Source organism: Kaistia algarum, from assembly GCF_026343945.1.
Lineage (GTDB): Bacteria > Pseudomonadota > Alphaproteobacteria > Rhizobiales > Kaistiaceae > Kaistia > Kaistia algarum.
Genome location: NZ_JAPKNJ010000004.1, coordinates 293,607 through 306,123, shown reverse-complemented (window position 1 = coordinate 306,123; position 12,517 = coordinate 293,607). Strand labels below are relative to the sequence as shown.

Below are 12,517 nucleotides of genomic sequence, written 5' to 3'. Positions count from 1 at the left end.
GTCAGGCCGCCTCGCCGGTCTGGGTCTGGCCGCCCATCAGGAGGCCGACGCGTTCGAGATCCGCGTCCTTGGTCTCGAACAGGCCCATGACGCGGCCCTTGAACATGACGGCGATGCGGTCGGTGACATCGAACAATTCGGAGAGTTCCTCGGAGATCAGCACGACCGCGACGCCGGAATTGCGCAAGTCGATCAGATAGTGGAGCAGCGTCGAGATCGCGCCGACATCGAGCCCGCGCGACGGATAGGCCGCGACGATGGCGAGCTTGGCGATGCGCATCTCGCGCCGCGCGACGAGGCGCTGCTGATTGCCGCCGGAGAGATTGCGGATCGGCGTGCGCAATGAAGGAATGACGACCTCCGCGTCGTCGGCGATCTCCGTCGCCAGTCGGTCGGCGGCCGATGGCGAGAAGAGGATGCCATGCGCGATCGGCGGCTCGGCATAGGCGCGCAGCACGGCATTGTCGCTGATCGACAGTGACGGCGCGATGCCGCTCTTGATGCGGTCCTCGGGAATATGGCCGACGCCGATGTCGAGAAAGAAATCGGGAGATGGGTTGGCGATCCTGACGCCCTCGATCAGGACATGGCCGGAATCGGGCTTGCGAATGCCGGTCAGGATCTCCGAGAGCTCGCGCTGGCCGTTGCCGGCGACACCGGCGATGCCAAGGATCTCGCCGGCGCGCACTGGCAGGTCGACCTCGATCAGTCCCTTGCGGCCGCGATCGTCGCTGGCCGAGACTTTTTCGAGCGCCAGGACGATACGACCCGGCTCGGCATGCGGACGGATCGCTTCGCGGAGGCCCCCCAGCACCATCTCGCGGCCGACCATCCATTGCGCCAGCTTGGTCGTGGTGCAGTTCTCGGTTCTTTCCGTCAGCACCTTCCTGCCGCCGCGCAGCACGGTGACGCGGTCGGAGATCTCCAGCACCTCGTCGAGCTTGTGCGAGATGAAGATGACGGAGTTGCCGGCCGCCTTGAAGGCCCTGAGCGCCCTGAACAGCGTGCGCGCCTCGGACGGCGTCAGCACGGCGGTCGGCTCGTCCAAGATCAAGACGCGGGCTTGCCGCGCGAGGACGCGCAGGATTTCGACGCGCTGCTGCTCGCCGGCCGAGAGTTCGTCGATCCGGGCGTCTGGGCGGACGACGAGTCCGTAGCGCTCGGACAAGGAGCGGGTGCGCGCTTCGAGGGCGGATTTCGTGGCGAGGCGCGGCGTATCCTTCCAGCCCAGATGCACGTTTTCGGCGACGGTGAAGGCGCGGACCAGCTTGAAATGCTGGTGCACCATGCCGATGCCCGCCGCGATCGCCTCGACGGGCGAGGCGAAATGGACCGACGTGCCATCCATGCGGATCTCGCCGGAATCCTGCCGGTAAATCCCGGTCAGAATGTTCATAAGCGTCGACTTGCCAGCGCCATTCTCGCCGAGCAAAGCGTGGATTTCGCCCGGCTCCAGGTCGAAATCGACATCGGCATTGGCGACGACGCCGGGGAACACCTTGCCGATGCCGTGAAGGGAGATGATCGGGCGGGGTTTGTGGTCAGCAGGCATGGGATGGCTACTCATCGATCGATCGTCGAGGCAGTGTCTAGCAAGGTCCTCACCCCAGCCCTCTCCCGCGAGCGGGCGAGGGAGTTCCGACTGCGTGTCTTACACGCCTCGAAGCTCATCGTTGGCGCCCCCTCTCCCGCGAGCGGGAGAGGGTTGGGGTGAGGGCCTTGCTTGTTTTTGGAAGTCCGATCAGACCTTGAGCCCCGAAACGCCCTCGATCGACCAGTCCCAATTGTAGAGTTCCTGCTCGGTCATCTTGTGGCCGGCGGGAACGCGGACCGTGCCTTCGGCGTCCTTGATCTCGCCGACAAAGGGGCTCCAGCCTTCCGTCAGCATCTTGGTGCGGACCGCGTCGGCCTTGGCGGCGACATCGGCCGGGACATTCTCGCCCCAGGCGTCGCGGTCGATGCCCTTGCCCATCGGCAGCAGGATCTCCTCGCCGCCCGCCCATTCGCCGGCGAGGCGCTTCTTGACCTGCTCGACATAGAATTCACGCCAATCGAGCACGATCGACGAGACATAGGATTTCGGGCCATAGCGGCGGATGTCGGTGTTCCACATCGCCGCCCAAACGCCGCGCTCCTCGGCCACCTGCAGATAGGCGGCCTCGTCCATGATGCCGAACAGGAAGTCGGCGCCATTGTCGATCAGCGCCGTGCCGGCCTGCTTGGCGCCCTGCGGATCGAACCAGGAATTGATCACGACCGCCTGCAGCGTCGCGTTCGGGTTCACAGACCGCGCGCCCATCAGGAAGGCATTGGTGCCGGAGAAGACGGAAGGGACCGGGAAGGAGGCGACATAGCCGAGCTTGCCGGTCTTGGACAGCAGGCCGGCGGCGACGCCGACGACATAGGTCGGATACCAGTGCTGGATATAGTAGCCCGAGAGATTGTCGGCCGGGCGGCGGCCGTCGCATTCGAACCAGCCGACATCGGGCGAACGGTCGGAGACCTCATAGAGCAGGTCGCCATAGTTCGACGTCGAGAAGATCATGTTGGCGCCATCGGACACCATCTGGCGATAGATGCGCGTCACGTCGGCCGAGAAGGGGATGTTCTCGACTTCCAGATATTTGGCCTTCGGGAAGGCGTCCTTCACCGCGAGCAGGCCCTGGTGATGGCTGTAGGTCCAGCCCTCGTCCGAGATCGGGCCGACATGGCCGAAGCCGATCACCGCCTCCTCCTCCTTGACGGCGGGCAGCGGCGCGGCGGCGGCGGCCTGGCGAAGCGTCCATGGCATCATCGAGGCGGCGGCAGTCATGCCGGCAAGCCCCATGAAATGGCGGCGGTTCAGGTTCTTCAGATCGATCATTATTGTCCCTCTGTCGTGGTTCTGTCGTTGTCAGGCGGATAGCGCTTCCGGCGCCGTATCGAGATCGGCAATCATGGCGTCGATCTCCGCCGTCCAGGCGGCGCGCCAGTCGCGCTTGACGCTGTCGTCAAGCCACGAAGCGTCGATCGACGTCAGCGCGCATGTCTTCAGCTGTTCCGGGCTGAGTTTCATGTCGCGCGCGACAAGCACAAACTCGTTGGCGAGATCGGTCCGAAACATCGGCGGGTCGTCGGAATTGATCGTGACGTTGAGCCCGGCGTCGATCATCTGCTTGATGGCGTGATCGGGCGCCGAAAGATCGCGCCAGATGGTGGTCCCGGTCGTGGTGCTCGGGCAGCAGGTGAAGAACGTGCCTTGCTCGACGCAGGCGGCCACCAATTCGGCATCGTCGACGATGTGATAGCCATGATCGATGCGGTCGACGCCGAGGACGGCCAGGGAATCGCGCACATTCTCGGCCGGGCCGCTCTCGCCCGCATGGGCCGTCCGGCGCAGACCGGCGTCGGCGGCGCGCTCGAAGAGCGGCTGGAACGGGGCCGGTGGAAACGGCGCTTCGTTATAGTCGAGGCCGATGCCTATTATTTCATCGCTTCTGTGTTCCAGCACCATGTCGAGGAATTCGAGGCCGCGTTGCAGCCCGAGTTCTCGGCTATGCGCTGGAATGAGGCGCGACGGCACGCCTCTATCCGTCTCGAAATCGCGCATGGCCGCCAAAATGCCGGTCAGCATCGTCGGATAGGCGACGCCATGGGCCTGGTGCGCATGGGCGGAGAAGAAGAACTCGACATAGCGCGCGCCGCTGTCGGCGCAGCTTTCCAGCATTTCATAGGTGACGCGGTGAAAATCGTCGGCGTCGCGGATCGATCGGCTGACGAGGTCGTAGATCTTCAGAAAATCCGGCAGATTGTCGTAGCGATACAGCTCGGCAATCTCGCCATGCGGCGGGATGTCGACGTGATTTTTCCGCGCCAGTTCAACGAATGTGGCAGGCCGGACCGCGCCTTCGAGGTGAAGGTGCAGTTCGATCTTTGGGATCCGGCGGGCAAAGGTCTCGATATCCAAGGTGGTCTCCTGCGTCATTTGAAGCAATCTTCAGGCCAGCGTCCGCGTCGATAGCCCTCGATCGGCACGGATCAAGCGGTGGGATGAGGCGGCGCGCAAAGCTCCTTCGCGGCGTTGCGCTCAGCCGCTGTTCGTCTTGCGCTGCAGGGTCGGTCGCCGTGCCGCAGTTCGCGGACGCCGCATTGCAGTCGCTTTGCTCACACGATAGACATGCCTGAATGTTAGGCGGTGTTATCCCTCCACAGGAGTCGCCCAGAATGCTCGCACCCGGCACGAAGCGCCTGCTGGATCATCCCGACTGGCAGCAGCTCATGTGGGAAAGCTGCAGTCCGATGACGGTGCGGCCCTCCGATCGGGCCGGCTTTCGCGCGTCCCTCTCGCTCTGGGACATAGGCAGCCTCGGCATGCGGCTGTTCCGGGCTCCGCGCTACGTCGCCGAGCAGACGCCGCAGGAAATCCACCGCGCCCAGCGGCGGCGGCTCGTTCTCGCCGTGCCACTCGACGGGCGCTGCACATTTTCCCAGTTCGGCCGCAGCGTGACGCTGGAGCCCGGACAGGCCGCATTCCACATGACGACGGCGCCGCTGGAATATATCCAGGACGAGGAATGCGCCGTCATGCTCCTCCAGGTGCCATCGAGCCGCGTCGGGCTCTATGTCTCCTGCCTGGAGGATGTCTGCGCCGTGCGGATCGAATCCGGTGATCGCATCCTGGCAGCCTTGCTGGGCAGCGCTCGCGCTGTTCCCGATATCCATGCGATCCCGTCGGAGCGCGCCAAGGAGGCCTTTGCCGAGGGGATGGCGGCGAGCCTCGGGGCTTTGGTGGCGCTGCTTTCCGAGAGCCAGGAAAATCGCAGTTCGGCCGTAAAGCGCCGCCGGCTGAACGCCGTCAAATCCTTCATCGACGGAGAATTGACGGATAGCGGCCTCAATCCCGAGCGGATCGCCGGCGCTAACGGCATCTCCGTGCGCTACTTGCATCACCTATTCCAATGCGACGGACAGTCGGTCACGGACTGGATCCGCGAGCGACGCCTGGACCAAGGCCGCAAGGGGCTGGAAAGCGCCGAGCTCATGGCGCTCACCGTCAACGAGATCGGGCTACGTTCCGGCTTTTCCAGCGACGCGCATTTCCGCCGTGCCTTCAAGTCGCGCTACGGCGTGGCGCCGCGCGAATATCGCCGCCAGAGCCTCGCCGGCTTCGCCGATGCGCGGGCATCATGAGGGCATTGGCGACCATGGTTTTCGTCGGCGCATTCGTGCCGGAGAGCTTCGCGGAATTCATGCGCCATCGCGCGGCGAGGCTGTCGATCGAGGCCAGGCCGCGGCGCATCGAGCCCGAGCGCATCGAGGTCGAGGTCGAGGGCGAGCCGGATCTGGTCGACATGTTCGAGATGGCCTGCTCGCTGGGGCCGATCGATTGCCTGGTGCTCGAGGTCGAGCGGACCGGTTCGAGAGGATGAGCGGCGTCGGCCGCAGGGTTTTGGAAGAGAAGGCGGTACAGAGATGAGCTTCGAGGCCGGCTGGTATGCGGTCGCCATCGCCGACGGGCTGGAGCCCGGCACGTCGGCGGGAACGCGGCTGTTCGACAGGGAAATCGTGATCTGGCGGGACGAAAGCGGCGCCGCGCACGCCTGGGAGGATCGCTGTCCGCATCGCGGCATGCGCCTTTCCTTCGGCTTCGTCCGGGGCGATCACATCGCCTGCCTCTATCATGGCTGGCAATATGACACCGCCGGCCAGTGCCGCTACATCCCGGCCCATCCTGACCTCGCAGTGCCGGACACGATTAAAGTCACGACCTATCCGAGCGTCGAGGCCGGCGGTCTCCTCTGGATCTGGTCTGAAATGACGGCCGAAGCACCAGTGCCGCCGCCGTCCGATTTCGCGGGAACGCCGGTGCGCAGTCTCTACGTCGAACGTTCGCCCGAAACGATCGCTTCCCTATTTAGCGGGGGGATCGCCGGACCGTTCGAGATCCTGTCACCCACCAGCTTCGCGACGGTAGTCGAGGGTTCCACGGTCCGTCTCGAACTCCAGCCCTTCACGGCCGAGCGCACTGCGCTGCACGTCGTGCAGACGGAGGGCGAGCCGGACGCCGTCGGAATCGCCGGATGGGCCGAGGAACTCCGCGCTGTACTGGAGTCTGTCCCGCTCTCGGAGCTCACGCCCGAGGCGCATCTGGCGAGGGCAATGCGATGAGCCTGATCCTGCACGACTACGAACTCGACGCCGATGCCTACAAGGTGCGGTTGCTGCTCTCCGTGCTCGGCGTCGCCTATGAGAAGGTGCCCGTCAATGTCCATCCGGGGCGCGAGCAGCGGTCGCCGGCCTACCGCCGGCTGAATCCGCTCGGCGCGCTGCCGATCCTCGTCGACGGCGACCTCGTGCTCTACGAGGCCGAGGCGATCCTCGCCTATGTCGCCCTCCGCCATGATCCCGTAGAAACCTGGCTTCCGCAGCAGGCCGCCGCCTTCGCCGCCGTCACGCAGTGGCTGATCTTCGCCGCGCGTGAGCTTGCCGCCGCGACGGCGGCGCGCCTCCATCATATGCTCGAAGCGCCTGGCGATCCGATCGCGCTCGACAAGGCAGCGCGTGCCGCCTTCCGAATCATGGAGGATCATCTGACGAAGCGGGAATTGGCCGGGGCGAAATGGTTCGTCGGCGATGAGCCCACGCTCGCCGACCTCGCCCTCTTTCCCTCGATCGCGCTGTCGCGCGATTTCGGTATAGACCATGACGAATATCCAGCGCTTCGCCGCTGGATGCGCCGGGTGCGGGCGATTCCCGGCTTCGTCACCATGCCGGGAATTCCGGATTATCATTGAGCGAAGGGAGACGGCGGCTGCGATATTGCTTCTCGAAACGCTGTCGTGATCCCAGCCTAAGCGTCGTCATTATCGGAGTCCCCATGTCCAAGCTCACCCGCTTTTCCGTCGCACCGCTTTCCACCATGACGCGCCGTCTCGCCGACGTGGCCTCTGGTCGGGCCGCGCCCGATCTCGTGATCCGCGATGCACGAGTGCTCTCGACCTATTCCGAGCGCATCCTGACGGATCGCGAGATCTGGGTCGCCGGCGGGCGCATCGCCGCGGTGAAGCCGGCGGGCACGCACAAAGGCGGGGCGAAGGCGTATTATGACGCCAAGGGCGGCATCGTCGGGCCCGGGTTGGTCGATCCGCACATCCACATCGAATCCTCGATGGTCACGGCCTGCGCCTATGCGGAAGCCGCGCTCCTGAACGGCACCACGACGATCTTCTGCGACAGCCACGAGATCGGCAACGTCATGGACGTCGCCGGCGTCGAGGCGATGCTGGAGGATGCGCGCGAGGCGCCGCTGTCGATCTTCCTGACCGTGCCGTCCACGGTTCCGGCGACCTCGGCCGAACTGGAGACGGCTGGCGGCGATCTGACGGCGGATAAGATCGCCGCGCTCTTCGACAAATGGCCGGAGGCGGTCGCGCTCGGCGAGAAGATGGATTTCGTGCCGGTCACCATGGGCGACGAGCGCAGCCATGCGATCCTCGCTGCCGCGCTGGAGCGCGGTCGTCCGGTCTCGGGCCATGTCTATGGCCGCGAATTCGTCGCCGCCTATGCCGCGAGCGGCGTCACCGACACGCATGAGGCGATCGACCGCGAGATCGCCGACGACATGCTGGAGGCCGGCATCTGGCTGTTTCTGCGCGGCGGTCCGCCCACGACGCCGTGGCATTCACTGCCGCTCGCGATCAAGACCGTCACGGAGCTTGGCGCGTCGCATAAGCGGATCGCGGTGTGCACCGATGATCGCGACGCCGATGATCTGATGGCGTTCGGGCTCGACTGGGTCGTACGCGAGGCGGTGAAGGCCGGCATGAGCCGGGAGCAGGCCTGGTCGATGGGCTCGCTGCATGGCGCTACGCGTTTCGGCCGCGACGGCGAGATCGGCGGCATGGGCGGCGGCCGTCGCGCCGACCTCGTGCTGATGACCGACGACCTCGAACCGGTCTCGACCTGGTATGGCGGCGAACTCGTCGTCGACAACAAGAAGATCACGCCGCTACTCGATGCCGCGCTGTCGGAACGCTATCGCTATCCGGAAGCCGCCTATCACACGGTCAAGCTGCCGAAGGCGCTCAAGCTGACGCCGGACCTGCCGGCGGCGCCCGGCATCCTCCATGCGATCCGCACCGAATTGCCGGGCATCGTGCTCGGCCATGAGCGGATCGCGATCCAGCCGGCCAATGACTGGCAGACGCTATTCGATCGCCACGGCCTCTGCTTCGTGACCGTCGTCGAGCGGCATGGCAAGTCGGCCGGCAATGTCGCCCATGGCGTGCTGTCGAACTTTGCCCTGAAGCAGGGCGCCGTCGCCTCCTCGGTCGGACACGATTCGCACAACATCATCATCGCCGGCACCAATGAGGCCGACATGCAGCTCGCGCTCGACACGATCGCCGCGACGCAGGGCGGCGTCTGCGTCGTTGCCCATGGCGAGGTCCGGGCGAAAGTCGCGCTGCCGATCGCGGGCCTCCTTTCCGACAAGCGCGTCACCGAGGTGGCTGAGGAATCGAAGGTCTTGAAGAAGGCCTGGGAAGAGGCCGGCTGCACCATTCCCTATATGGGCTTCAACCTGATCCCACTCTCGGTGATCCCGGAAATCCGCATCACCGACAAGGGGCTGGTGCTGGTCCCCAAAATGGCGATCCAGACCCTGTTCGAGCCGGCCTGACCTTCAGGGCGTGGAGGCGTTGCAAATACGGGGTACTACCGCCATTCTCTTGCAGTACTTTTCTTTCAACTCGAACAGCCGGATTTGCCGTGATCTACGAACTTCGCGTCTACACGACCTTGCCGGGGCGCCTGCCCGATCTTATCGCCCGCTTCCAGAACAAGACGCTTGCGATCTGGGAAAAGCATGGCATCCGCCAGGCCGGCTTCTGGACCACGATCGTCGGCGATTCGAGCGCGACGCTCACCTATATGCTCGCCTGGGAATCTCTGGCCGAGCGCGAGACGAAATGGAACACCTTCATCGCCGATCCGGAATGGCTTGCCGTGAAGCATGACAGCGAGAAGAACGGTCCGATCCTCGCGGGCGTCGTTAATTCGCTGCTGCAGCCGACGGCGTTCTCGGCGGTCAAATAGCAGGGCGATCAAGATCGGGTGATCGCGGTAACGAAGCGGTCCTTTCCTCCGTAGCTAGTCCTGACGCCGCGAACCGGCGAAGGCCGAAGGAGGGCCGCCTCATGCTCACCAGACGAATCATGCTGCTTTCCGGCGCCGTGCTAGGCGTCGCAGCGTTTCTGCGCCACCCGGTCGCCGGCATCGCCGCGACCGGGACCTTCGAGGTGACGAAGACCGACGCCGAATGGCGGAAGATTCTGACGTCCGACCAATATGATGTGTTGCGGCAGGAAGGGACGGAGTCGCCTGGCTCCAGCCCGCTCAATCACGAAAAGCGCTCCGGCACCTTCCATTGTGCCGGCTGTGATCTGCCGCTGTTCTCCTCGAAAACCAAGTTCGACAGCGGTACGGGCTGGCCGAGCTTCTACGCGCCGCTCGATCGGGCTGTCGGGACGACAACCGACCGTTCGTTCGGCATGAGCCGCACCGAGGTGCATTGCCGGCGCTGCGGCGGGCACCTCGGACACGTCTTCAATGACGGACCGGAGCCGACGGGGCTGCGCTATTGCATGAATGGCGTCGCGCTCACCTTTGTCGTCGGGACGGCCTGAAAGGCGAAGGGCCGCCCGGCATGGGCGGCCCTTCCTCGATCCCGATCCGATCGAGCCTACTCAGCCCTTGGCTTCGGAAACCAGCGCCGGCTTCTCGCGATAGAGCGTCGGAAAGACGGTCTTCAGATTGGCAATCTTTGGCAGGTCGTTGAAGACGATGTAGGGATAGTTCGGGTTCAGAGTCAGGAAATCCTGATGATAACCCTCTGCCGGATAGAACGCCTGGAGCGGACTGATCTTTGTTACGATCGCGTTCTTGTAGATGCCGGTCTGATCCAACTGCGCGACATACGCTTCGGCGATCTTCTTCTGTTCGGGATTTGCGTAGAAAATGGCCGAGCGGTACTGGGTGCCGTGGTCCGGTCCCTGATAGTTCAGCTGCGTTGGATTGTGAGCGACCGAAAAATACACTTGCAGGATCTGCCCGTAGCTCACGATGCGCGGGTCGAAGGTCACCTGGACGGATTCGGCATGTCCCGTGTCGCCGCCGCTCACCGTGTCATAGTTCGCGGTCGAGGCGCCGCCGCCGGCATAGCCGGAAACCGCATTTTCCACGCCCTTCACATGCTGGAACACGCCCTGGACGCCCCAGAAGCAGCCGCCAGCCAGTACAGCCGTCTCCCGGGCGGTCGTCCGGTTTTCGTCCAGCTTCGGCGGCGGAATGACGAACGCGCCTTCCTCGGCTGAAGCGATGCCGGAGAGGCTCACGGCGGCGCCGACAAGTGCAACGCCGCCGATGATCATCACGATGCGGTGCGCGGAATTGCCCAACCATTTCAGAGACATGAATCTATCCTCTTCTGATTTCTGACGATCAGACGCCTGCGTACCATTCATAGCCGCGGTCTTCCCAGAAGCCGCCCTTGCCGCGGTAGAAGTTGGCGAAGCTTTCGACGATCTCAAGCCTCATCAGATATTTGGCCTGCTTGTAGCCAAGCTGGCGTTCGACCCGAAGACGCAACGGCGCGCCGTTCTCGACCGGCAGATCCTTCCCGTTCATGCCGTAGGCGAGGATCGTCTGCGGATGGAAGGCGTCGACGAGGTCGATGCTCTCGTAATATTGGCCGCTGCCGTCCAGTGTCTGCTCATATTCGTCGGCACAGTGGAACACGACATAGCGCGCATTCGTCTTGAGGCCAGCGGCCTTCAGCACGAGTCCGAGCGGCACGCCGGTCCATTGGCCGATCGCGCTCCAGCCCTCGACGCAATCATGCCGCGTGATCTGGGTGCGCGCGGGCATCGCCTTCAGATCGGCCAGCGAAAGACTGAGCGGCTGCGTGACGAGGCCGCTGACTTCGAGCCGCCAATCCGCGAAGCCATTCGCCAGCAGCGCATCGTATTCGTCACTGTCCGGTTTATGGGTCCCGTTCGACTTGAATACCGGCGAGAGGTCGGCCTCGGTAAATTCGCGGGCGAGCGCCTGGTCGGAAAGCAGGAAGCGCTGGCTGGCCATGGTGAGCTTTTCACCGAGGCCGAGGATATCAGCGACGGTGTCGTTGCCAGGAAGGATATCGCAGCCCGCAAGAAGCCCCGCGCTCGCGGCGACGCCGGAGCCGATCAGGAAGCGGCGCCGGTTGAGGATCGAGCTCATGTCGATTTCCCTTCGGAGTCAATTGCATAGCGGCCCGTGATCATCGAGCGCAGATTGTTGAAGACGCCCGAGAGCAGGACCATGGCGAGGTGGACGAGGATGAAGGCGACGATCAGACTGGCACTGATGAAGTGGATCGTGCGCGCTGATTGACGTCCGCCGAAGAGATCGACCAACCAAGGCAGCGCCGCATCCATGCCCGGCGACATCGTGAGGCCCGTCATGACCATCGCCGGCAGCAGCACGAAGATGACGCCCAGATAAGCGAGCTTCTGCAGCACATTATAGTTGCGCGCAGCCTCGCCCTTCGGAAAGCGCAGGCGGGCATGTTCGATCACCTCGTGGGCGATATGGCCAGGCGAGAGCTCGCTCTTCCTGGGCGCGAGATCGCGGCGGAAATGGCCGGCGAAGAAGCCATAGAGGAGGTAGACGACGCCATTGATGACGAAGAGCCAGGCAAAGAAGAAGTGCCAGCGCCTGCCTTCTGCGAGGTCCCGGTAGCTGGGGAGGGTGGCCCAGGTTGGAAAGCCACGCGGCCTCAGTTCGCCGTTGATGATGGACGCACCGAGAACGCCGGTTGTGGTGAAGGAGAGATCGCCGATCCGCGTCACGCCCTTGACCGTCTCGCCGTCGCGCTCGGCGCCGAGCGATATAATGGACGGGTCGGCGTCAGCGCCATACTGGCCCCAATAGAGTTCAGGATGGGCGTTGAAGATCTGCAGGCCGCTCATGATCAGGACGCTGATGCAGAGCACGTTGATCCAATGGGTGATCCGCACAGCCAGCGAATGCCGGCGGATCAGCGTTCGTCCGCGGATTGGGATCTCGTTGGCAGGTTGCGTCGCTGAAGGCGTCATCGCGGATTTCCGATCCTGGCGGGAGCGGACCCGGCCGATGAGGGTGGCCGGGTCCTTTGCAAGCGGCGGCTCAGCCGCTACTTGGCCGGCGCCATCGCATCGGGCTTCATGGCGTCGGGCGCCATCGCATCGGGGGCCATAGCGTCGGGCTTCATGGCGTCGGTGTCGCACGCCTTCATCATCGAATCTTTCTTCATGGCGTCGGTCTCCATGCCAGCCTTCTTCATGCAATCGGCCTTCATCGCATCGGCTGCCATGGGATCGGCCTTCATCGCGTCCTCGGCAAAGGCGGGCGCGAGGAGCGTGCCGGAGCCGATTGCGAAGGCGAACAGGGGCAAAGCGAGGGTTCGGACAAGCGTGTTCATGGCTGGGTTCCTTGGTCGGGGATCGCGCGCCGGTATGGC

Annotated in this window: 13 protein-coding genes and 1 pseudogene; 7 read left to right on the top strand and 7 right to left on the bottom strand. The window is 64.2% G+C overall.

What is annotated here, in order from left to right; genetic code table 11:
* Position 1 precedes the first annotated feature (1 nt).
* The 3 genes from OSH05_RS23750 to add form a co-directional block, all read right to left on the bottom strand.
* A complete protein-coding gene (locus OSH05_RS23750; protein WP_104220412.1) occupies positions 2-1,567 on the bottom strand; it encodes an ABC transporter ATP-binding protein in 1,566 nt (521 codons plus the stop codon).
* A gap of 174 nt (positions 1,568-1,741) precedes the next feature.
* On the bottom strand, positions 1,742-2,863 hold the full coding sequence (locus OSH05_RS23745; RefSeq protein WP_104220413.1) for a BMP family ABC transporter substrate-binding protein: 1,122 nt from the start codon (positions 2,861-2,863) through the stop codon (positions 1,742-1,744).
* Between the two features lie 30 nt (positions 2,864-2,893).
* Positions 2,894-3,946, bottom strand: coding sequence for an adenosine deaminase (gene add / locus OSH05_RS23740; protein WP_165801664.1), 1,053 nt, complete (start codon positions 3,944-3,946; stop codon positions 2,894-2,896).
* 257 nt (positions 3,947-4,203) lie between these two features.
* Here add and OSH05_RS23735 point away from each other — a divergent pair, with 257 nt between their 5' ends.
* From OSH05_RS23735 to msrB, 7 genes are all read left to right on the top strand, one after another.
* Entirely contained in the window at positions 4,204-5,169 is a 966-nt protein-coding gene (locus OSH05_RS23735) for a helix-turn-helix domain-containing protein (protein WP_165801665.1), read from the top strand.
* The gene (locus tag OSH05_RS23730) at positions 5,166-5,408 is read left to right on the top strand and encodes a carbohydrate kinase family protein (protein ID WP_104220416.1); all 243 of its coding nucleotides are present in this window, start codon (positions 5,166-5,168) and stop codon (positions 5,406-5,408) included. The genes OSH05_RS23735 and OSH05_RS23730 overlap by 4 nt, the downstream gene beginning before the upstream one ends.
* Before the next feature lie 43 nt (positions 5,409-5,451).
* Positions 5,452-6,147 (top strand): Rieske (2Fe-2S) protein, encoded by a 696-nt coding sequence (locus tag OSH05_RS23725; protein WP_104220417.1) that lies wholly within the window; start codon positions 5,452-5,454, stop codon positions 6,145-6,147.
* Complete coding sequence (locus tag OSH05_RS23720; protein ID WP_104220418.1) at positions 6,144-6,773, top strand: glutathione S-transferase family protein; 630 nt, start codon at positions 6,144-6,146, stop codon at positions 6,771-6,773. The genes OSH05_RS23725 and OSH05_RS23720 overlap by 4 nt, the downstream gene beginning before the upstream one ends.
* A gap of 83 nt (positions 6,774-6,856) precedes the next feature.
* The gene (locus tag OSH05_RS23715) at positions 6,857-8,659 is read left to right on the top strand and encodes an adenine deaminase (protein WP_104220419.1); all 1,803 of its coding nucleotides are present in this window, start codon (positions 6,857-6,859) and stop codon (positions 8,657-8,659) included.
* A gap of 89 nt (positions 8,660-8,748) precedes the next feature.
* Positions 8,749-9,075, top strand: coding sequence for an NIPSNAP family protein (locus tag OSH05_RS23710; RefSeq protein ID WP_104220420.1), 327 nt, complete (start codon positions 8,749-8,751; stop codon positions 9,073-9,075).
* Between the two features lie 101 nt (positions 9,076-9,176).
* The gene (msrB, locus tag OSH05_RS23705) at positions 9,177-9,665 is read left to right on the top strand and encodes a peptide-methionine (R)-S-oxide reductase MsrB (protein ID WP_104220421.1); all 489 of its coding nucleotides are present in this window, start codon (positions 9,177-9,179) and stop codon (positions 9,663-9,665) included.
* A 60-nt stretch (positions 9,666-9,725) separates the two neighbouring features.
* On the opposite strand, the gene msrA is transcribed toward msrB, so the two are convergent.
* The 4 genes and pseudogenes from msrA to OSH05_RS23685 form a co-directional block, all read right to left on the bottom strand.
* Positions 9,726-10,436 carry a peptide-methionine (S)-S-oxide reductase MsrA gene (gene msrA / locus OSH05_RS23700; RefSeq protein WP_407660472.1) on the bottom strand — a complete coding sequence of 237 codons (711 nt, stop codon included), beginning with the start codon at positions 10,434-10,436 and terminating at the stop codon, positions 9,726-9,728.
* 43 nt (positions 10,437-10,479) lie between these two features.
* Complete coding sequence (locus tag OSH05_RS23695; RefSeq protein WP_104220422.1) at positions 10,480-11,256, bottom strand: molybdopterin-binding protein; 777 nt, start codon at positions 11,254-11,256, stop codon at positions 10,480-10,482.
* Positions 11,253-12,113: a cytochrome b/b6 domain-containing protein gene (locus OSH05_RS23690; protein WP_104220423.1), complete on the bottom strand. Its 861-nt coding sequence runs from the start codon at positions 12,111-12,113 to the stop codon at positions 11,253-11,255. Before OSH05_RS23690 ends, OSH05_RS23695 begins: the two co-directional genes overlap by 4 nt.
* A gap of 149 nt (positions 12,114-12,262) precedes the next feature.
* A pseudogene (locus OSH05_RS23685) lies at positions 12,263-12,478 on the bottom strand (pentapeptide MXKDX repeat protein); the annotation flags it as partial.
* Positions 12,479-12,517: the final 39 nt, after the last annotated feature.